Origin of the sequence: Flavobacterium sp. PLA-1-15 (assembly GCF_049060005.1) — a bacterium.
Lineage (GTDB): Bacteria > Bacteroidota > Bacteroidia > Flavobacteriales > Flavobacteriaceae > Flavobacterium.
On record NZ_JBMGQS010000003.1, the window covers coordinates 180720 to 202784 of the forward strand.

At 36.5% G+C, this 22065-nt stretch carries 21 protein-coding genes; 3 read left to right on the plus strand and 18 right to left on the minus strand.

From position 1 onward, the window contains the following. Positions 1–72: 72 nt before the first annotated feature. Positions 73–1416, minus strand: a complete 1344-nt coding sequence (gene gdhA / locus ACI6PS_RS04225) for an NADP-specific glutamate dehydrogenase (RefSeq protein ID WP_421011303.1) — start codon at positions 1414–1416, stop codon at positions 73–75. A 267-nt stretch (positions 1417–1683) separates the two neighbouring features. Here gdhA and ACI6PS_RS04230 point away from each other — a divergent pair, with 267 nt between their 5' ends. Then, entirely contained in the window at positions 1684–2430 is a 747-nt protein-coding gene (locus tag ACI6PS_RS04230; protein ID WP_421011304.1) for a THC0290_0291 family protein, read from the plus strand. A 17-nt stretch (positions 2431–2447) separates the two neighbouring features. Here ACI6PS_RS04230 and ACI6PS_RS04235 read toward each other — a convergent pair whose 3' ends face one another. Further along, complete coding sequence (locus tag ACI6PS_RS04235; protein WP_421011305.1) at positions 2448–4250, minus strand: GNAT family N-acyltransferase; 1803 nt, start codon at positions 4248–4250, stop codon at positions 2448–2450. Positions 4251–4413: 163 nt separating this feature from the next. Between ACI6PS_RS04235 and ACI6PS_RS04240 the strand changes: the two genes are divergently transcribed. Together ACI6PS_RS04240 and ACI6PS_RS04245 are read left to right on the plus strand one after the other, a co-directional pair. Next, positions 4414–5175 (plus strand): exodeoxyribonuclease III, encoded by a 762-nt coding sequence (locus ACI6PS_RS04240; protein ID WP_421011306.1) that lies wholly within the window; start codon positions 4414–4416, stop codon positions 5173–5175. A 28-nt stretch (positions 5176–5203) separates the two neighbouring features. Beyond that, positions 5204–6166, plus strand: coding sequence for an OmpA family protein (locus tag ACI6PS_RS04245; protein WP_421011307.1), 963 nt, complete (start codon positions 5204–5206; stop codon positions 6164–6166). A gap of 70 nt (positions 6167–6236) precedes the next feature. Here ACI6PS_RS04245 and ACI6PS_RS04250 read toward each other — a convergent pair whose 3' ends face one another. From ACI6PS_RS04250 to ACI6PS_RS04325, 16 genes are all read right to left on the minus strand, one after another. Continuing rightward, complete coding sequence (locus tag ACI6PS_RS04250; protein WP_421011308.1) at positions 6237–7493, minus strand: murein hydrolase activator EnvC family protein; 1257 nt, start codon at positions 7491–7493, stop codon at positions 6237–6239. Positions 7494–7516: 23 nt separating this feature from the next. Next, positions 7517–8299: a DUF4292 domain-containing protein gene (locus ACI6PS_RS04255; protein WP_421011309.1), complete on the minus strand. Its 783-nt coding sequence runs from the start codon at positions 8297–8299 to the stop codon at positions 7517–7519. Between the two features lie 4 nt (positions 8300–8303). Continuing rightward, the gene (locus ACI6PS_RS04260; RefSeq protein WP_421011310.1) at positions 8304–9644 is read right to left on the minus strand and encodes a tetratricopeptide repeat protein; all 1341 of its coding nucleotides are present in this window, start codon (positions 9642–9644) and stop codon (positions 8304–8306) included. 7 nt (positions 9645–9651) lie between these two features. Beyond that, complete coding sequence (locus ACI6PS_RS04265) at positions 9652–10662, minus strand: sugar nucleotidyltransferase (protein ID WP_421011311.1); 1011 nt, start codon at positions 10660–10662, stop codon at positions 9652–9654. A 102-nt stretch (positions 10663–10764) separates the two neighbouring features. Further along, the gene (gene dut, locus ACI6PS_RS04270) at positions 10765–11199 is read right to left on the minus strand and encodes a dUTP diphosphatase (RefSeq protein WP_421011312.1); all 435 of its coding nucleotides are present in this window, start codon (positions 11197–11199) and stop codon (positions 10765–10767) included. A 6-nt stretch (positions 11200–11205) separates the two neighbouring features. Next, the gene (locus ACI6PS_RS04275; RefSeq protein ID WP_421011313.1) at positions 11206–12669 is read right to left on the minus strand and encodes a lipopolysaccharide biosynthesis protein; all 1464 of its coding nucleotides are present in this window, start codon (positions 12667–12669) and stop codon (positions 11206–11208) included. 189 nt (positions 12670–12858) lie between these two features. Beyond that, a complete protein-coding gene (gene atpG / locus ACI6PS_RS04280) occupies positions 12859–13719 on the minus strand; it encodes an ATP synthase F1 subunit gamma (protein WP_421011314.1) in 861 nt (286 codons plus the stop codon). Between the two features lie 75 nt (positions 13720–13794). Next, positions 13795–15372, minus strand: a complete 1578-nt coding sequence (gene atpA / locus ACI6PS_RS04285) for a F0F1 ATP synthase subunit alpha (RefSeq protein WP_421011315.1) — start codon at positions 15370–15372, stop codon at positions 13795–13797. Between the two features lie 14 nt (positions 15373–15386). Further along, on the minus strand, positions 15387–15920 hold the full coding sequence (gene atpH, locus ACI6PS_RS04290) for an ATP synthase F1 subunit delta (protein WP_421011316.1): 534 nt from the start codon (positions 15918–15920) through the stop codon (positions 15387–15389). 4 nt (positions 15921–15924) lie between these two features. Further along, positions 15925–16416 carry a F0F1 ATP synthase subunit B gene (locus ACI6PS_RS04295; RefSeq protein ID WP_421011317.1) on the minus strand — a complete coding sequence of 164 codons (492 nt, stop codon included), beginning with the start codon at positions 16414–16416 and terminating at the stop codon, positions 15925–15927. 86 nt (positions 16417–16502) lie between these two features. Next, positions 16503–16700 carry an ATP synthase F0 subunit C gene (atpE, locus tag ACI6PS_RS04300; protein WP_026703752.1) on the minus strand — a complete coding sequence of 66 codons (198 nt, stop codon included), beginning with the start codon at positions 16698–16700 and terminating at the stop codon, positions 16503–16505. A gap of 40 nt (positions 16701–16740) precedes the next feature. Next, positions 16741–17883 (minus strand): F0F1 ATP synthase subunit A, encoded by a 1143-nt coding sequence (atpB, locus tag ACI6PS_RS04305; protein ID WP_421011318.1) that lies wholly within the window; start codon positions 17881–17883, stop codon positions 16741–16743. Between the two features lie 134 nt (positions 17884–18017). Next, complete coding sequence (locus ACI6PS_RS04310) at positions 18018–18401, minus strand: hypothetical protein (protein WP_421011319.1); 384 nt, start codon at positions 18399–18401, stop codon at positions 18018–18020. After that, positions 18401–18619, minus strand: coding sequence for an AtpZ/AtpI family protein (locus ACI6PS_RS04315; RefSeq protein ID WP_421011320.1), 219 nt, complete (start codon positions 18617–18619; stop codon positions 18401–18403). The genes ACI6PS_RS04310 and ACI6PS_RS04315 overlap by 1 nt, the downstream gene beginning before the upstream one ends. Continuing rightward, entirely contained in the window at positions 18597–18995 is a 399-nt protein-coding gene (locus tag ACI6PS_RS04320; protein WP_421011321.1) for a bactofilin family protein, read from the minus strand. Before ACI6PS_RS04320 ends, ACI6PS_RS04315 begins: the two co-directional genes overlap by 23 nt. Positions 18996–18998: 3 nt before the next feature. Beyond that, entirely contained in the window at positions 18999–21851 is a 2853-nt protein-coding gene (locus ACI6PS_RS04325; protein WP_421011322.1) for a tetratricopeptide repeat protein, read from the minus strand. Between the last annotated feature and the right edge of the window lie 214 nt (positions 21852–22065).

A 22065-nucleotide genomic window follows, 5' to 3' on the forward strand; every position in this document is an offset into this window, starting at 1 on the left:
ATTTTTAATATACGAAGCAAAAAAAATGCCCTCAATATAGAGAGCATTTTTAAATGTTTATGAGTTTACTGATTAAACAACACCTTGAGCAAGCATTGCATCCGCAACTTTTACAAATCCTGCAATGTTAGCCCCTTTCACATAATCTACATATCCTGAAGCATCAGAACCGTATTTTACACATGAAGCGTGGATATCCAGCATGATTCTTTTTAATCTTTCGTCAACTTCTTCTGAAGTCCAGCTTAATCTCAAAGAGTTTTGTGACATTTCAAGACCTGAAGTTGCAACACCACCTGCATTAGATGCTTTTCCTGGTGCAAATAAGATTTTTGCGTTTTGGAAAACCACAACTGCCTCAGGAGTTGATGGCATATTAGCTCCTTCTGCAACACAGATACATCCATTTGCTACCAAAGCCTTAGCTTCTTCTTCGTTTAATTCGTTTTGAGTAGCACATGGCAATGCAATATCACATTTTACTTCCCATGGACGTTTTCCTTCTACGAATTTTGCAGATGGATATTTTTTCAAATAATCACTAATTCTACCTCTCAATTCGTTTTTGATTTCCATTACATGTGCCAATTTCTCAGCATCAATTCCATCAGCATCATGGATGTATCCTGATGAATCAGACATAGTAACTACTTTTCCTCCTAATTGGGTTGCTTTTTGAGCAGCATATTGCGCCACGTTTCCAGAACCAGAAATAACTACTGTTTTTCCTGTAAAACTGTCGCCTCTTGTTCCCAACATACTTTGTGCGAAGTAAACATCTCCATATCCAGTAGCTTCAGGACGGATTAACGATCCTCCGAAAGAAATTCCTTTACCAGTTAAAACTCCAGTAAATTCGTTTCTTAATCTTTTATATTGACCAAACATGTAACCCACTTCTCTTCCTCCAACACCGATATCTCCAGCTGGAACGTCAGTGTTTCCACCGATGTGTTTTGCCAATTCAGTCATAAAAGCTTGACAGAAACGCATTACTTCATTGTCTGATTTCCCTTTTGGATCAAAGTCAGCTCCACCTTTTCCTCCACCCATTGGCAAAGTAGTTAAACTGTTTTTGAACGTTTGCTCGAAAGCAAGGAATTTCAAAATACTTAAATTTACTGATGGATGAAAACGAATTCCTCCTTTGTATGGCCCGATTGCAGAGTTCATCTGGATTCTGTAACCACGGTTAACCTGAGTATTTCCAGCATCATCAATCCATACAATACGGAATGTGATGATACGCTCGGCTTCAACCATTCTTTCCAGAAGCATCTTGTTCTGGTATTTTTTATTTTCTTCAATAAACGGAATTACTGTTTCAGCAACTTCGTGTACAGCCTGCATAAATTCAGGCTCGTTTTGGTTTCTTTTAGCAACTGCTTCAACAAATGATTGAATACTTTGTGACATGATTTTTAAGTTATTAACGCTCTTGAAAACGTTTTCGTTGATTGGACAAATATACAATTTTAAGTAAATAGCTTTTGTAGTTTTTTTATATTCTCAGTAAAATTACGCTTTTGTTAAGAAATCTTAATGAAATCAGCTTTTTGTACAGCCTATTAAAAGTTTTCGTTAGCATTTTAAGTCAAAATCAACTATTTCTTATATATATTTTATAAGTGATATTTGTTTTTATATATTTGCCAATCTTTACATCTGAAATCTTTATTTATTATGCTGAAAAAAATAATAACATCATTCGTGGTTTTAATTAGCTGTGCATCTGTAAAAGCTCAATACGGAAATACTTACCAAGAAATTGGTATAATGGCAGGTCCTGTGTTTTTTCAGTCTGATTTTGGAGAGAAAGGTGATTTTGATAACGCCATTAAAAATGTAGGTATCTCCGCTGGTATCTTCTACTACATTTCACTAGACAACGATCGTTCCCGTTTTGCAGATAATTTCAAGATTCGTTTAGAGGCATCGTTAACAAAAGTTGAAATGCAGCATTATGGAAAATATATAGAAGGTGACAAGCTATTTGCACAACAATTACGAGCTATGACTAGTGAGCTTAAAACTGGAAACGTTGGTGTGCAATTAGAATACTATCCTTTTAAAACTGACGATTATAGCGGTGCAACATTTAGCCCATACATCAGTGCTGGTACTCAAATTACCAGTTACAATGTAAAAGCAAAATCTGCATTAGGACCTATTGGATCCTCTACAACTGTTCCTGTTAAGTATGTTGATGGTTTCAAAAGCGATTCTGGGATAGCTGCTTCTTTGACTACAAGTATTGGTTTCCGTTATAAATTGGCAGATTACCATGCCTTAATTCTTGATGCGAGATTGCAGTATTATTTTACAGACTGGATGGACGGGATGAATCCTGATAAAGATAAATATCCAGAGAATAAAACAAATGATTATTCTGCTACTTTGAATGTAGGATACGTTTATTACTTCAATTAATAAATACTTTCCCTTTTTTATTCCCCTTTTTCCGCTAATTTCCTCTCAAGTTCTGCTTGAAACTCTTCCATAACCGGTTTCATGGTACTTTCTGGTATGTCAGCGATTCTGATGTACATAAGCCCATCAACTGCGTTATTAAATAAAGGGTCTACGTTAAAAGCTACCACTCTTGCATTTTGCTTGATGTATTTCTTAATCAATACAGGCAAACGCAAACTTCCAGGTTCAAGCTCGTCGATAATTTTATCGAACTTATTCAAGTCGGATTCGGCTTCATCGAAAATAAAATCTTTATCGGCATCTTTAAGTTTTACCTTGTATTCTTTTTTCGGATGAATATATTGTGCAATATAAGGATCGTAGTAATTAGATTTCATAAACTCAATCATCAATGATTTTGAGAAATCTGAAAACTGATTACTGATACTTACGCCTCCAATAAGGTATTTATGCTCTGGATAACGCAACGTAGTATGAACGATTCCCTTCCAAAGTAAAAACAATGGCATCGGTTTTTGCTGGTATTCTTTTACAATAAAAGCCCTTCCCATTTCGATAGACTTGTTCATCATATCAAAAAGTTCCGGCTCAAAACGGAATAATTCCTGAAGATAAAATCCGTCGATTCCATATTTTGGAAAAATCTCTGATCCCAATCCCATTCTGTATGCTCCTGCAATTTTTTGCGTATCTTCATCCCAAAGGAACATGTGATGGTAATATTTATCAAACTTATCGATATCAATTGATTCGTTTGTTCCTTCTCCCACCTCTCGGAAAGTAATTTCGCGAAGACGTCCAAGCTCATGTAGGATATTCGGTATCTTATCGGCTTCAACAAAAAACACTTCATAATTCTTGCTCTGCAATAATCTGCATCCTAAGTTTCGAACGTTTATTACTTCGTCAACAATCTTATCATGATTGGCCGCTGTGGCAATTTCTTTTGGGCTTTTTGGTATTTTTAAAGTAGGTGTCGTCAAGAGCTTGCTTTCTTTTTCGAAAGGATTCGCAAGCATGTAGGTTTTCTTTCTTAAGAATTCTGAATAATCCTCAATCGACTGGTATTCATTCTGTTCCGCAACAGAAATTGCTTTACCGATACGGACCTTTATAATCCTATCTTTTTGAGTCAACAATTCAGAAGGAAGTTTAGCTGTTCTTAAAGTTCCGCCTAATTTGGACAATAGATAAAACAATCGGCTGTTCTTTGCATGAAAATAAATCGGAACTACAGGAACTTGTGCTTTTCGGATTACTTTGATTGCTCCTTCTTCCCAGGCTTTATCTACCACTAATTTCCCGTCTCTGTAAGTAGAAACTTCTCCCGCAGGAAACATTCCCAAAGGTTTTCCATCACTCAAATGACGCAACGTTTCCTTGATTCCAATCACGCTCGATTTTGCATCCTTATGATTTTCAAAAGGATTAACCGGCATGATATAAGGTTTCATCGGATCAATTCGATGTAAAAGAAAGTTGGCGATAATCTTGAAATTTGGCTCTCTTTCAAGCATTAATTTCAACAATAAAATACCATCAATTCCTCCAAGCGGATGATTTGAAATGGTAATATAAGCACCGTCTTTTGGCAGACGCTTCAGATCTTCTTCTGGTATTTCAAATTTTATTTGGAATTCATCCAATATGGCATTTAGGAATTCAACATCTTTTAAATGCTTATTCCTGTCGTAGATATCGTTTAAGGTGGAAATCTTTAGAATCTTCATCAGTAACCACCCTGAAAAAGTTCCAAAAATCCCGTATTTTTCAGTGTTTATTGCTTTTGCAACTTCCTTTGCGGTTACTAAACCCATCTATGCTTTTAATTTATTTGGTAAAAACAAAGATAGCAAAACTTGTTATAAAAGCAACTCCCGACGCGTCAAGTTTCCATTTCTTTATTCACTGAAAATAGTAGTTTTTTATAAAAATTAAACCTTTTTGCCTACTTTTGAAAAAGACAAAATTTTATTCGCAATGAAGATTATTTCATATAATGTAAACGGTATTAGAGCCGCAATCTCTAAAGGTTTTATTGATTGGTTGCAACAAGCCAATCCTGATGTTATTTGTCTTCAGGAAATTAAAGCAACGAAAGACCAGATTCCTGTTGAAGAATTTGAAAAAGCAGGCTATCCTTATCATTATTGGTTTTCCGCACAAAAGAAAGGCTACAGCGGTGTGGCTGTTCTTTCGAAAATCAAACCCAACAATGTAGTTTTTGGAACCGGAATAGATTATATGGATTTTGAAGGAAGAAACCTTCGTTTGGATTTTGACGATTATTCGGTGATGAGCTTGTATTTGCCCTCAGGAACAAACATTGCGAGACTTGATCATAAATTCTTGTATATGAAAGAATTTCAGGATTATGTAACGGAATTGCGAAAGGAAATTCCAAACCTTATCATTGGTGGCGATTACAATATCTGTCACGAGGCAATTGACATTCATGACCCTGTTCGAAACAAAACCGTTTCGGGTTTCCTCCCCGAAGAAAGAGCATGGCTGGATATATTTATGAAAAACGGTTTTACGGACAGCTTCAGACATTTCAACAAAGATCCTCACCATTACACGTGGTGGAGTTACAGAGCTGGAGCAAGAGGAAATAATAAAGGCTGGCGAATTGATTATATTTTGGTGAGCAATGGAATTGAAAATAAATTGCAACGAGCCTTGATTCTGCCCGATGCAAAACATTCTGACCATTGCCCGGTTATGATTGAAATTGAATAAAAATAAATAAGTACCTAAAATAATTAAGATGATAAAAAGAGTTTCGATGGCACTCCTTGTGCTGGCTTTGTCTACTTCATGTGTTTCTAAAAAAGTATACAATGACCTGGAAAACAAATTGGCCAACCAAAAGAAAGAAAACCGCAAAATTGCCGATGAAAATGAAGAATTACTGAAAGCAAAAAACAAGCTGGAACTTGATCAAGCTTCTTTGCAAAAAGAATACGATAAACTGAAAGCCGAACGCGACAAACTTCTTGCAGATTATACCGCTTCAAGCAACAATTTGAAGAATTTACAATCCTCCTACAGTGCTTTGGAAAAAAACAGCGACGATGTCTTGAAAACCAATCTTGATAAAAACCGTGAATTATTAGCAAAATTGGAAGCAAAAGAAAAAGCCTTAGCCGCTGAACAAGAACGTTTGAATAAATTGATGGCCGATTTCCAAGAGCGCTCCAATCGTGTAGCCGAACTTGAAGGTATGATTTCTTCAAAAGAAGCTGCGATGAAAAAATTAAAGGAAACTTTATCAAAAGCATTGAATGCATTTGAGGGAAAAGGTTTGACGGTTGAACAAAAAAACGGAAAAGTCTATGTTTCCATGGAAAACAAATTGTTGTTCCAAACCGGAAGCTGGGCCGTTGGAACCGAAGGTAAAAAAGCGGTTACAGAATTAGGAAAAGTTTTGGCTGTAAATCCAGATATTACCATTTTGATTGAAGGACATACCGATAACGATAAATTTGCTGGTGCTGTTGGCCAAATAGAAAACAACTGGGATTTATCTACAAAAAGAGCCACAGCAATTGTTGCTATCCTTGCTGAAAACAAAGCGATAAACAAGCAAAGCCTTACTGCTGCGGGAAGAGGAGAATATTCGCCTTTAGCATCGAATGACACAGCCGAAGGAAAAGCAAAAAACCGTAGAATCGAAATCATCCTTACTCCAAAACTGGATGAGATTTCGAAGATGTTGAACGATCTTTAATAGTCTACATTAAAAAGCAAAAAGGCGGTTGAAAATTTTCAACCGCCTTTTTTTATGATGTTTTTTAAACTTACATTGGTGTCAGCCAACTTTGAGGATTTGTGTACGTTGTGTTTTGGGAAATCATAAACTTCAATACTGTTTTTCCTGTATCGCCACTGGTCCTGATTTTTCCAATGGTTTGTTTACGGCTTACCTTGTCACCTTTGCTTACCGAAACACTGCTCAAATTATGATATACCGTAAAGAAATCTCCATGCTGTATCATAACCGATTTCTGAACCGGTGAAACATAGATCACACTATATACTTCTCCATCAAAAACCGCTCTTGCATTTGAACCATCGGTTGTAGAAATTTCTATTCCACTGCTGTGTATTTTCAAAGAACTAATTTCCGGGTGTGGCTGATTACCGAACTTCAAGGTGATTTGTCCCTTTTCAACCGGCCAAGGTAATTTTCCTTTATTGGCTTTAAAATTATCCGAAACAATTTTTGCTTCAGGAGTCAAGACTATTTTGGATGAAGTTTCAGTTGCTTTTGTTGCTGCCGCAGTGGTTTTTGGATTTGCTTTTTTGGCCGCCGCCGCCGCTTTTCTATTGGCTTCAGCAATCGCTTCTTTGATTAACTTATCTATTTTTTTATCAATAGCACGGGTTTCCTGTTGCTTTTTCTTGATTTCGGCAGCAATCTTCTTTTTGTCTTTTTTGATCGAATTGGCAAGCTTTTCTTGTTCTTCTTTTTCTTTTTGAAGTACAATTCGTTCTTGTTCCTGCTCTTTTATCAGTTTTTGTTTTTCTGTTTTTTGAACATCAAGCTTTACATTCAAATCGGCTAGCTTGTCGCTTTTCACCTTGATTTCATCGCCTTGCGTTTTTCTGTAGCTCGCATATTGTTTCATATACTGGGCTCTTTTATACGCTTGAAGAAAATTTTCAGAAGACAATAAAAACATCGCACGGCTTTGCTCTGAACGGCTTTTGTATGATTTTACAATCATCTGAGCATAATCTTCTTTCAAATCCTTAAGTTCACGATTTAGTTTATTGATAGCAAGCTGGTTCAGATACATTCCGTCCTTTAAGATTCTGGCTTGTTTTTCTGTTGTGTGAATCAAGTTTTCACGAAGTCTGATCTTTTCTTTTTGCTGAATAATGGTTGTCAAGACCGATTTTTGTTTCTGGTCTTGGCTTTTCAACAAACGTTCTTGTTCCTTTATTTCTTCGATAAGTTGGGCTTTTCGTTGCTCCAATTTCTCCTGTTGCGTCTGGCTCCACGAAAACGAAGTGACTAAAAGTAGAAGAAGGGTAAGAATGTATTTTGACATTTTTCTGAAATATTTATGCAAATCTAATCAATAAAAATTCTATCATAGCCACTCGGAACACTATAAGGGAAAGATAATTCCTCATTGAACGTAGCCGATTTGTATTCGATATCAATTTTCGTGGCTTTATTGTCTTGCAATGCTTCAATGACTAGTTGGGTTGGCAAGATAACTTCTGGATAATCCTTGTGATTCGGATAGCTCACTTTGAGCATTCTTTTTTTTGCCTTCTGGCTGATTTCCTGCTTTTTGATAAGAAATTGAGAGGCTTCAAAAAAGAACGCTTTCTCGGTATTTTTATTGGATTTATCATTCAATTTATACAATCCATCTTCAATTGAAGAATCGTATTTTCCTTTGTTCAAATCATCAAAAGCTTGACCAATCAACATGTTCTGCACCTTTTGAAAATCCAAATCTGTTCCCAACCATTTGCTTAATGTGGTATAATCGCCTTCAAAATATTTGTTGCCTGATTTTTCATAATATTTCACTTCTTTTGGCGTAATTAACGCTTTCGCCATTGTGATTCCAAAAAAACGGATGCTCAACAATATTTGCTCGTTTTTTTTGATGCGAATATCTGCCGAAACATTTAGGCTCTGTTTGTCGTCTTTATAACCCACATCCGCTTTGATGTAAGCTGTTTTGAAATCTTTCTTGGTGTCGTAATGATTGTCAATCACCTTTTCGGCACTCATCGTTTTAGTTGCCGATGCTTCGGAAATAACGGCTTTCGATTTGCACGAAACCATCGTTGCGAATCCTATCAGCATCACCAAATATGTACATTTTATCTTTTTCATCGTTTTATTTTTTCAATAATGTGTCGGCTTTTAGGAAATAGGTTTCTTTTTTCTTCATATCGCCCAAACCATTGTAGGCTTCTCCCAATTGGATATTGAAATTGATTTCCATCGCCTTATTTTCTACCAAATAATCAATTCCGGTTTCGAGAATGTCTTTTGCCTTCTTGAAATTCTTTAGCTGATTGTTTGCCAAACCAGCATAATAATAAAATTCTGGTTTCGACGGGAACAACTCCATCATATTTTCTGCCTTTTTCGAAAGCTCCTTGAACTGTTGGTTTTCGGCATAAGCCTGAAACAAAAGCATCGTGTTTTCCAGATTCGTAGGATTCACACTTTCTTCCATTTCATAATATTTTATCGCCTTGTTCCAGTCTTTTTTATTCTGATAGAATTTTCCGATTTCCTTGGCAACATCCACTTCCTTTTCATTTTCAAAATAAGCGATAGCCTTTTCTAAAGCAGGTTCGTATTTTGGATTTTTTGTAGCAAAAATCAGAAATTCATTTAGAATTCTGTGCTTGATTTTGCTGTCAACTTCATCGCTGTCCAATACTTTATTCATGGAAATAACTGCCTTGTCGCCGTCGTTATTGTTCAAATGAAATTTAAAAAGACTCACTTGGGCCCAAGCCGATTGTGGAATTTCCTTTTCGAGTTGCTTCGCCACTTCAAGCGCTTTTTCTTCTTCATTGCTGGTAGAATACAAATAAATCAGCGAAATATAATTGGCCTCTTCTTTCGGATGATTCTTAATCAATTCCACCAGATTTTCCTTTTCACTTCCTTGGTATTTGGCCTGCTGGAGAATCTGCAATTTATAATTATTTCGCTTTTCAGATTTTCCAACATTTTCGTTCAACTCATTGATCAACGCCAAAGCCTTGTCGAATTGCTGGGTGTACATATACAACGAAACCAAATCTTCCTTGTAGCCTTTATCGAATTCAATCAGTTTTGTAACGATGATGATTGATTGGTTGTAATCCTGTGTTTGATAGCAAACATCGTACATTCCGTTCCAGAACCATTTGTTTTTTGGATCGATTTTGGTTGCTTTTTCGAATGAGTCGTAAGCATTTTTATAATCCTTAATCTTCAAATAATTTTTACCCAATTCGTTATAAACGTTGGCGTTTTCAGGTTGAAGCTTCAAACATTTTTCCAATGCTACAATTGCCCTATCATAATTTTCGATTCCTTTTTGTTTTAATGCTTCAAAGAAAAGTTCTTGGAATTCATCGGTTTCCAAACCAATAGCTTCCGGTTCTGCTTGGGCAAAAACCGAAATCGGATTGGAAAGAAGGATTCCAAAAATTATGAGTAAGACTAATTTCTTCATTTTATTTTTATTCTAAAACCGAATAATCACCAATGCTGATGGATGTGAAATTCCCATCAAAACTCGCATGACTTCCAATCATGGCGTTATCCAAATTAGCATTTTTTATATGTGAATGATTTTGAACCAAACTGTTTTTAATCGTGGCATTGGTTACGTGACAACCTTTTCCAAGCGAAACGTTCGGACCAACTGTTGCATTAATTAGAATAACATCTTTATCTATGAAACAAGGTGGAATTATCGTTGAGTTTTCAGACTTGATGTCTTTGTCTACCAAATTTTCACCGTCGTTATGCAAAAATCCAAGCATTCTCGAATTGGTTTCAACGGTAACGTTCTTGTTTCCGCAATCCATCCATTCGTCTACTTTTCCTGGTACAAATTTCATACCCTTTGCCATCATCTGCTTGATTCCGTCGTTGATTTGGTATTCGCCACCGTGAATGATGTTGTTGTCAATCACCAATTGAAGTTCGTCTTTCAACACCGAAATATCCTTGAAATAATAAATTCCGATTACTGCCAAATCCGAAACGAATTCTTTAGGCTTTTCAACCAATTCGATGATTTCGTTGTTGTCATTCAAGTTAATAACGCCAAAAGCTTCCGGTTCGTCTACTTGCTTCACCCAAATTACGCTATCGGCAGTTTTATCCAAATCAAAATCGGCACGGATTAACGTATCGGCATAAGCGATAACCGCCGGACCGCTTAAGGAATCCTTTGCACACATAATCGCGTGACCTGTTCCCAAAGCTTCATTCTGATAGTAAATGGTTCCTTTAGCTCCTAATTTTTCTGCAATGGCAATCAAATCTTCTTCTACTTTTTTCCCGAAACTTTCGTGGATTACAAACGCTACTTCTTCAATATCTTGGTTCAAAACCCCAGCAATATCTTCTACCAAACGGTGAACGATTGGCTTTCCTGCTACTGGAATTAATGGTTTTGGAACTGTTAATGTGTGTGGTCTTAAACGAGATCCACGGCCTGCCATTGGTACTATTATTTTCATGTTTTTTATTTTTTTAACCGCAAAGTTCGCAAAGTTTTTTTCGCAAAATTCACAAAGTTTTTCTACTGTTTATGACTAAATACTGTTAACTGTGACTGAACACTACTTCACTCCGGTCGAACCAAAACCGCCTTCTCCCCTTGAAGTTTCAGATAATTCCTGAACTTCAATCCATTCGGCTCGTTCGTGTTTTGCGATGATCAATTGGGCAATTCTTTCGCCGTTTTCTACTACGAAAGGTTCATTGGATAAATTTACTAAAATCACTCCAATTTCGCCACGATAATCGGCATCAACTGTTCCAGGAGAGTTCAGGACCGTGATTCCTTTTTTTGCCGAAAGGCCACTTCTTGGTCGAACTTGTGCTTCGAAGCCAATCGGTAATTCGATGAAAAGTCCGGTTTTTACGATTGCTCTCTCTAATGGATTTAATATTATTGATTCAGAAAGATTGGCTCTTAAATCCATTCCAGCCGAAGCTATGGTTTCGTAATTTGGTAAAGGATGTTTCGATTTGTTTATGATTTTTATCTCCATCGATGCTTATGCTTTTCTTTTTATAATTTTATTTAATGTTTCTTTTTCGTTGTAATAGATGAAATATGTGAATACCAGAATCAGTGGAATTCCGATAAAATAATTCTCCCTGAAAAAATAGAACGAGAGAATTGAGAATAGAATGGAAACTCCCAAATAGCCTCCGATTTTTTTCATATCATAGGGAACTGGATAGTATTTATTCCCGAGGATATACGAAATAACCATCATACTTCCGTAGGCAATTATAGTACCAATTGCCGAACCCATATAGCTGTATTTTGGAATAAGAAGATAATTTAATGCCAAAGTCAATAGCGCGCCGATAATCGAAATATAGGCTCCTATTTTAGTCTTGTCGGTTAACTTATACCAAACCGAAAGATTGTTGTAAATGCCTAAAAAGAAATTTGCCAAGATAATCAAAGGAACAACTTTCATTGCTTCCCAATAGGATTCATCTTTAATCATGATCATCTTCAACAAATCGGCAAATACGATTACGGTCAACAATATAAGTGAACCGAAAATGACAAAAAATTTGGTGATAACGGCATAGGTCTGTTTTGCGTTTTCGTTTTTCGCATGACTGAAGAAAAAAGGTTCGATTCCCAAACGGAAAGCCGTTGCAAACAAAACCATAAATAATCCCAATTTGTAGCATGCAGCGTAGGCTCCAACTTCTGCTTTACCGATATCTTTTGGAAGGAGATGTTCTAATATAATTTTATCCAAATGTTCGTTGACGGCAAATGCAATTCCGGCGATCAAAATCGGGAAACCGTATTGCATCATTTTTTTCCAAAGCTTGAAATCAAAATGCCATTTTACATGCAAATAGTTTGGAGAAAGCACTAAAAATGTGACGAAGCTTGCAATTAGATTAGCCATGAAAATATAACCTACTTGAAATTCTTCAAAGTAAATTGTAGCAAGAAAAGTGTCGGGATTATTTTGTGCGATTTCTGGAAGATACAATAGGAAAAACAAGTTTAGCGCCATATTGACCACTACGTTTCCAATCTTGATAACAGCATAAACAATTGGCCTTTGCTCGGCTCTTAATTTGGAAAATGGAATGATGACCAATGCATCTAGAACTAAAATCCAAATGGCGTAGGTAACAAATTCAACTTCAACATTTATCCAACTTGAGAGTGTATTTCTAAAAAAAAGCGAAAGAAATAAAAACCCAATGGAAGTCCAAAAAATGGAAATCGTGGACGTTTCAACCACATTTTTTTTATTGTCTTCTGAATTATAAAAACGAAAAAAAGCGGTTTCCATTCCGTAGGAAAGAATGACATTGAAGAAAACCATGTAGGCCAAAAGTATGGTCGTTTCTCCATAATCGGCTTTCACGAGCTTGTCTGTATGGACCATAACCAGCAAGAAACTCAGCATTCTCGGCAAAACCGTTGCGAGTCCGTAAATGGCTGTTTGCTTGAAAAGATTTTTATATAAACTCAAAGTCTGTTTTCGTAATTTCTAACAAAAATAACTATTTCTTTGGGTATAGATTTCTTGAATTTGTATTTATTGCATCTTTATTTATAAAACACCTAAAATATTTTTCAAAAGCATTTATATTTTCAAATTGGATGAAAAAAGAAAAGCCGACTCGATAGTCGGCTTTTAAATATATTCTTAGATAAACTATTATCCCTTTAAAGCTTCAGCTCCACCAACAATCTCAAGGATCTCGTTAGTAATTGCCGCCTGACGTGCTTTGTTGTAGGTCAATTTCAATTGATTTCTCAACTCTGTTGCGTTGTCAGTTGCTTTGTGCATTGCCGTCATACGAGCTCCGTGCTCTGAAGCGAATGAATCTCTGATGGCTTTGTACAATTGTGTTTTTAATGATTTTGGAATCAAAGTAAGGATGATTTCTTCCTTTTCTGGTTCGTAGATATAATCAACTGTTGAAGCTGCTTTCTCAGAAACAATTGGAGCCAATGGCAAGAATTGTTCTGTTTGAACGATTTGTGTTGCGGCATTTTTAAATTGATTGTATACCAATTCAATCTTGTCGTATTGACCAGAGATAAATTTCTCAGTTAATACTTGCGCAATTTCAGCAACGTTTTCAAAAGTCAAGCTATCAAAAACAGCACTTTGATTATCGGTAACCTTGCACGTTTTACCTAGAACATCGTTTCCTTTTTTACCAATGGCAAAAACATCAACCTGCTTTCCAGCATAAAAATCGGTACGGTTTTTAACTTCCTTGATTACATTGGTATTGAAAGCACCACACAAACCTCTGTTTGAAGTTATCGCAACGATCAATACTTTTCTTACCGCACGCTGTGTAGTAAATTCTCCACCCACATCACCATCAAGGGAAGCAGATAGATTCTGTAACAATTCCGTCAATTTTTCGGCATAAGGTCGCATTGCTGTAATCGCATCCTGTGCTTTTTTCAACTTTGCTGCAGAAACCATTTTCATCGCAGATGTAATCTGCATCGTTGATGAAACGGAAGTAATTCTATTACGGATTTCCTTTAAATTTGCCATCTATTTTGTATTAAGACTTTAGTATTAAGTACAAAGACCATCTTGATACTTTGTACTCAATACTTAATACTTTAATTAGTTATATTTCGCTGAAACTTCTTTCGCTACGTTCTCGATAACATCAGTAATTTTGTCATCAAGTTTACCTGCTTTCAAAGCATCAAGAGTATCTCTGTGTTTTGCGTTCATGAATTCCAAGAAATCTTTCTCGAATTCTTTCACTTTGCTTACAGGAACATTTCTCAACAAGTTTTTAGAACCTGCGTAGATAATTGCAACCTGATCTTCAACTGTATAAGGATCGTTCAAACCTTGTTTCAAGATTTCAACGTTTCTTTTTCCTTTTTCAATTACGTTCAAGGTAACCGCATCAAGGTCAGAACCGAATTTAGCAAACGCTTCCAATTCACGGAATTGTGCCTGATCCAATTTCAAAGTACCTGATACTTTTTTCATCGATTTGATTTGAGCATTACCTCCAACACGGGAAACAGAAATACCTACGTTGATCGCTGGACGAACTCCAGAGTTAAACAAATCTCCATCAAGGAAAATCTGTCCGTCAGTAATCGAGATTACGTTTGTTGGGATATATGCAGAAACGTCACCCGCTTGTGTTTCGATAATTGGCAAAGCTGTCAACGAACCACCACCTTTAACGATTCCTTTGATAGAATCTGGCAAGTCATTCATGTTTTTAGCGATGTCATCGTTAGCGATCACTTTACAAGCTCTCTCTAACAAACGAGAGTGTAGGTAAAAAACGTCTCCAGGATAAGCCTCACGACCCGGTGGTCTTCTCAAAAGAAGAGAAACCTCACGGTAAGCAACCGCTTGTTTAGACAAATCATCATAAACGATTAACGCTGGACGACCTGAATCTCTGAAGTACTCACCAATTGCAGCACCTGCCATTGGAGCGTAAACCTGCATTGGAGCAGGATCAGAAGCGTTTGCAGCAACGATAACCGTATAAGCCATCGCACCTTTTTCTTCTAACATTTTTGCAATACTTGCCACAGTTGAAGCTTTTTGCCCAATTGCAACATATATACAGAATACAGGCTGACCTGCATCGTAGAATTCTTTTTGATTAAGGATAGTATCCAAACAAACTGTTGATTTACCAGTTTGACGGTCACCAATCACAAGCTCTCTTTGTCCACGACCAACTGGAATCATCGCATCAACTGCTTTTACTCCTGTTTGCAATGGTTCAGTAACTGGCTGACGGAAGATAACTCCAGGAGCTTTTCTTTCCAATGGCATTTCGTATAAGGTTCCACCGATTGGTCCTTTTCCGTCGATTGGAAAACCAAGCGTGTTTACAATACGACCTACCATTTCTTCACCTACTTTAAGCGAAGCGATACGTTGTGTTCTTTTAGCAGTTGATCCTTCTTTGATACCAGTTGATGGTCCTAAAAGTACCACACCAACGTTATCTTCTTCAAGGTTCAAAACGATAGCTTCAAGACCGTTATCGAATTCTACTAATTCACCGTATTGTACGTTTGATAACCCGTAGATACGAGCAATACCATCACCAACATTCAATACTGTTCCAACTTCTTCCAGCGTTGCACCAGATTCAAAACCTGATAATTGCTTTTTTAATATTGCTGAAATTTCAGCAGGTTTAATTTCCGCCATAATTATATAAATAACTAGTTACTTAATTCTCTTTTTAACACTTTTAATCTGTTAGCAATCGAAGCATTGTATTGCTTGTCGCCAATTCTTAGGATAAAACCTCCGATGATTGACTCATCTACAATATTTTCGATTGTAATCTTTTTGTTTGAAAACTCTCTGATTTTTTCAGAAACTTTTGCCTCTAATGTTGCATCCATCGGAATAGCTGTAGTTACTTTCGCAACTTCAAAACCATTCATTTCATCTGATTGCAAAACATATTGAGAAGCAACACTTTCTAAAATCTCGAATCTTTTGTTTTCGAACAACAAGTGGAAAAGACCTTTCGTCAATCCATTTGTTGAAGCAAAAACTTCTGTCAAGGCACTTTCCTTTACATTTACAGAAATGGTTGGATTTTGAATAAATGCATTCAATTCCTCATTTTCTTTAACTGTTGAAGAAATCAAAACCATATCATTATAGACTTCATTGGCAACACCTTGAGAGATGGCCAAGTCTAAAATTGCTTTTGCATAACGAATTGCTGCTCTGGTTCCTGACATGATCTTAGTTTAATTTTACGTCACCTAACATTTTCTCAACCAATTTCGTTTGAGCTTCCTTGTTAGATAATTCTTCTTTCAATAATTTTTCAGCGATTTCAAGAGACAATGAAGAAACTTGAGATTTCAATTCAGCCATAGCTGCATTTTTCTCAGATTCGATAGCCGCTTTCGCTTGCTCGATCATTCTTTCGCCTTGAAGCTGTGCTTCGTGTTTTGAATCAGCAATCATTTTATCTTTCATTTCACGTGCTTCTTTCAATAAAGTATCACGTTCCATTCTAGCTTCTTGCAAGATACGCTCGTTGTCTGCAGTTAAATTTTGCATTTCTCTACGTGCTGCCTCTGCAGATGCCAAAGCATTGTTGATAGATTCCTCACGGCTTTTTACAGCTCCCAAGATTGGTTTCCAAGCAAATTTTGCCAAAAGAAAGAAGAAGATAACAAAGATAATTGTTGTCCAAAAAATTAAACTCTCTGGTGAAGTTAATTGCATACGATTATATATTTAAAATTGTTTGTCTTGTTTTAAAAAAACTTCCTGAAGCCAACCGCTGCAGGAAGTTTTAATTTTAATTAAGCTTATGCGATTAACGCAACAACTACTGCGAAAAGTGCTACACCTTCAATAAGTGCAGCAGCAATAATCATAGCAGTCTGGATTTTTCCAGCAGCTTCTGGCTGACGAGCAATAGCGTCCATTGCAGAACCACCAATTTTTCCAATACCTAATCCTGCTCCGATTACAGCTAATCCAGCTCCGATTCCAGCTAATACCATAATAAAAAATTTATATAGTTAATAATTAATAAAACACAAATTAATGATGATCGTGCTCTGCTACAGCCTGACCAATAAATAATGCTGAAAGCAATGTAAATACATACGCTTGCAAAGCAGCAACCAACATTTCCAATACACTCATGAACAATACGAACGCTCCAGAAATTGGAGAAACCGCTACTGTATCAAATATAAAGATTAGGGAAATCAAACTCAAGATGATGATGTGACCTGCAGTGATGTTTGCGAACAAACGAATCATCAAGGCGAAAGGCTTTGTCAACATACCGATAACCTCAACAGGAATCATGATTGGCGCCAACCAAACTGGAACTCCTGGTGTATTGAAGATGTGACCCCAATAGTCTTTATTTCCGCTGAAAGTTGTAACTACGAACGTAATAAATGCCATTACAAATGTAAAGTAGATATTTCCTGTCAAGTTAGAACTGAATGGGAAGAATGGAATCAATCCGATAAGGTTGTTGATCCAGATAAAGAAGAAGATAGTCAAAAGATACGGCATGTATTTCGCGTATTTTTTCTCTCCGATGTTTGGACGAGCAATGTCGTCTCTAACGAAAGTTACCAACGGCTCCAAGAAACCAGCGATTCCTTTTGGCGCTTTTGGGTTTTTCTTGTACGATCTCGCTACAGCAAGGAACAAGAAGAACAATACAATTGCAGACATCAACATTGAAAAAACATTCTTTGTTATGGAAAAGTCCAAAGGTCTTGCATCAAATGCAAAAGCTCCGTTGTTTTTTTCGTCTTCTGTTAAGGTGTCAAATTTATCTTTGTAAAAAATAATTTCTTTGTAACGAACAAGTTCCTGACCGTTTGCGTCTACAACGTGGTGACCTGTATTATCGTGGTGGAATTTCTCTGAAGAAAAAATCTCTAAACCATTGTTAGTCCACAAGATAACCGGAAGGTAAAAAGAAATTGGATGACCGCCCCAATCAGCAATGTGAAATTCATGAGCATCACCAATGTGCGAATTGATTAACTCCGTAGCATTGAATTCTTTCTCTCCATGTGCCGCTTCGCCGTGGTGTTCAGCCACAGCTTCTGTAGTAACATGAGTACTGTCAGCAGTTGGATTCGCAAATCCTATGAAAGGAATGCAAGCTACAAATGCCGTGAATAAGAACTGAAGTGGTTTATTTGAAATTACCATTATTAAATTGTGTATCTAATTTTACGTTTCAAAAATTTTTGCAAAGGTACATATTTAATTCACAATTGAAAATATATCAATTAATTTTTAGAAAATAAGCCTCAAACTGAACAATTCCATAATAAAGCCTCTTTTTACGACTTGTTTATTAAACGAATTGCAAAAATCGTTTCAAAAAACAAATACAGAAAATACGGTATAAAGAAGATTGCAATGTCCGGAATACGGTCAATTGTATCGGATTTGATAAGCGGAATTAAAAAAACTACCGAAGCCATCATCTTTATGACGCTAATTCCCATAAAGGAATAGCCCGTATAAACTGAAAAATTTTTGTTTACAAATAGCAAAAAAAGATAGGAAAGTATCGTGATGATGATATGGAATGTATAAATACTCCAAGTCGAATAGAAAAAAGGAATGTCTGCAAAAAGAGTTGAAACTATGAAATGTTGTGCCACAAAAAGCACGATTGAAAAAGGAATGAGGTATTTTAAAAAATTCAAAAATGGAGCCATTATTCTTTGTTTAAATTCTTGACCTGCCTAATTACATTATAAAGTGCAATGAAAACAGACAATAACGATAATACGATGGTAAAAACGGATGAATCGGTATACTTTTCATCCAGCCAGATTCCGAGATAGGAAAATGCAAATATGATAACCCCCATTTGTATGGGAATATTGATAAAAGCCAACCATTTTTTTGATTTATTGTCCTCCTTGTTCTCCATCGTTTGTTTTTGTGTTTTTAATAACGGGTCTCATAAAACAGGATGCGCTGAAATCGGCTCCTGGTTCTACCGATAATTTTCCGCAGATTACTTCGCCGTGGATACTCGCCTTGGATTTTACATTCAGCATTTCCTTAACCTCTATTTTCCCGTCAAATTTTCCTTCGATATCGGCACTTTTACAGATGATATCGCCAATTACACTGGCGGCAGGACCAATCACAATTTTACCTTTTGAAGAAAAATTCCCGACAAGCTCTCCATCCAAACGGAAATCGGCCTGCGAAACAATGTCGCCTTTGATGAGCGTTCCTTCAACAATCCTATTTGTTTTACCTAAAAGGTCTGTGTAAGATTTTGGGCTTTTCTCAAACATTTCTTATGACTTTTTGTTTTCCTCTTGTTTCTTTTTCGTTTCCGGTTGCAAAGAAGGAATAGCGTTAGGGTCGGATTGATTTCTTAATCTCGATGGCCTTTTATTCGACTCTTTTTCTTTTGATTCGTTTTTTTCTTCTTCTTCGTCATCAGAAGATGGAGGCCTCATATTAGGCTGTTCTTCTTTCTGTTTCTCCCTCGCTTTTGCTCTTTCCTTTGCCTTGTCTCTAGCGTTAGGTTTTTCTTCTTCAACTGGCGCAACAGGTTCTGGAATTGCTGGAGCTGGTTCTACCTTTGCTCTTGGCTGTAAAAACTCCTCGAAATTTTTCTTTATTTGAACAATCTTATAATTCTCATTGGAGATTACCGTCAATGGTTCGGCGATTTTATAATCTTTATAGTCTTTTAAAATTGTGATGATATCGTTTGCATTGACCTCAGAATTCATTCCGTGCATCACAACAAATTTTTCTGTCATCGTATAAATATCTACCGAATAAGTCAGTTTTTGCGACGTTCTCTCCGAAGTAAATTTTTTGAATTTATCGATAAGGATTTTCGTTTTCGGATCTGTTTCGTTTGTAACCTTGTAAACGATTTTCCAACTTTTTGCAGGTTCGGCGTCAAATCTTAATTTTTCCATTGACGGAATGTTTTTTGCCAACAATTGCTCAGCATCTTTTCCTTCAGAGCTGTTAGGATAATTCAATGCCACGAAATTCAAAGCCTTTTTGTACTCTGCCAAACCTTTCAATTTTCCAACCGTATGGGCTTTCAACAACTCAAACTTCGAAACAATTTCTTCTCCCGTATATTGGTCGATTGCCGATTCTGTTTCTTCCAAAACGGTAAACAAATCGCCTTGTTCGTATTTGGTATATAAGTTCGCATATCGCGTTTCTGGAGATTGACTCAAAGCCGTTTCAGATGGATTGCTACTGTTCAATATTTGTGCATATCGCGACTCCGGATACTTCGAAATAATTTGGTTTTTCATCGCCAAAGCCTTGTCCTTATCAATGATTTCATAGATTTTATACAAATGATACATCGAAGGAAGCACCAATCTTTCCTCTGGATTATTTTTTAGAAGTTGCTCCAGCTTATTGGCCGCCAACTTATATTCCTTGAATTTTTCTTTATAGATAAGCCCTAATTGATAATAGGCAAAATTTCGTTCTTTCGCTAATTCATCTATTTCGGTTTGTGATTTCGGAAGCTGACTGATGTAAAAATCCGTAGTATATTTTGGCTCTACAGGTTTTTCCATCTCTTTCAAATTTGGATCTTTTTTATCGGCCACCGCTTCTTCATCGGCTACTTCCTCAACTGTCTTGGATTGTCCAGCCGACAATCTCCAATTGTCCTGCAAAGCCCTATTCCCCCATTTTTTTCTAAACTCATTTTTTCCGTAGGAAACGGTTGTTGGGTTGTAGAAGTAAAATGTTGCCGATGAGCTGGAAGGTCTTGGTCCGAAATTTTGATCCGGCGGTGCCATTGGAGATCTTGATTGCTCCTTGTTTCCGGGATTATTACTGCTCTTTGAATCTCTTGAAGCTACATCATTAGCTCCAGAATTTCCTAATCTTTCGGCAAGTTCTTGACGTTTCTTTTCCTCAGTAGCAGCCTTTTCATCGGCGATTTTGAGTTTTGCAATATAATCCTCAAAATATTGTTTTCTTCCTCCTTCAGATAAAGCAACAAGATTCAAAATACTGTCATTTTTCTGAGCAATCGCTTCATATTTAATTACATCTTCAAGATTTTCCCTTTTCTTTTTGATGAATTTATGCTCGCGAGTCCTTGCATCCAATTTCACCAAAGTACTGTCGTAGTATTTTCCAGCTGTGGCATATTTTGCATTATCGAAATAAATATCGGCAAGATTTCTATAATTGGAAGCACCCAAATATTGGTCTTCCGATTTTATGCGAAGCGAAGCATTGTAATATTTTTTAGCCTGATTGTCATTGTTTTGTCCGTCATAGAACAAAGCTACTTGATGGTTGATGAAATCTAAAAAAGGTCGGTTTTCGCGGTCTTCCAACAAGTCTTTGAATTTTTCTACAAATGCCAAAGTATCGCCCGTTTTATAATTGAACTGTTTGGCCTGCATGATATGCGCCTGAATTACATAACGTCTTGGCGATTTTCTTTTCATATCTATAACTGACTGATAGGCAACATAAGCACTATCTTTCTGACCCAATTCATCAAAAACTTGTGCCAGGATAAATCGGTATCTCGCTTTTTCTTCATCCGACTTTGTGAATTTTGTCGCCAAACGCAATTTTGCAATAGCGCTGTCTTTTTCCTGAAGATTCAAAAAAGCCTGAGCCAGCGTAGCATTTGCATCAGCAAAAATCTGATCCTTGAATTTTATTTCTTTTAATAATTTTCTAAGATTTGTAACCGCCAATGCATCGTTTTCCATTCGCATATTGGTTTTTTCACGCCAAATTTTCACCTCATAAATCTTGTCGCTCTCCGGATATTTGTACAAAACATAGTTGAAGGCTTCCAATGCCGGCACGAATCTTTGGTCATAATATCTTGATTTTCCAAGCAATAAATGCGCTTCATCCATCTGCGGATTTCGTTCTTTTCCATCAATATTCATCGAACGTTTCTGGATGGCCTTGGTGGCTTTTTCTTCGGCTCTTTCGAAATTGGCATTCTTTTGAGCCTGTCCGGGCATAAGATTTTCCTTGGAAATGGTCATCCTTTCTACCGGGAGACGCTCCCAGAAATTATCCTTGTATTGTAGTTTCAAATCTTCAACACCTTTTTCTAGGGCAACATTTCCGTGGTAAAGTACATTAAACTTGGTGTTTAAAGCTTGGAATTCTCTATTCACCCACTTGTCCTTTTTGGTAGAACAAGCAATTATTAGGACGATAAATAAGGTGAGGGAAAAATATTTAAGTATGCTGGTTTTCAATTTCAAAACGTTTTTATTGATAACTTTTAAAAGGCAATTTTAGTATAATGACTGGTAAAAATACGTTTCTTTTTGATATGTGGAAAAAAAAGGCTCTTTTTTTGTTTGGTCAAACTCCTTGCTTCATTTT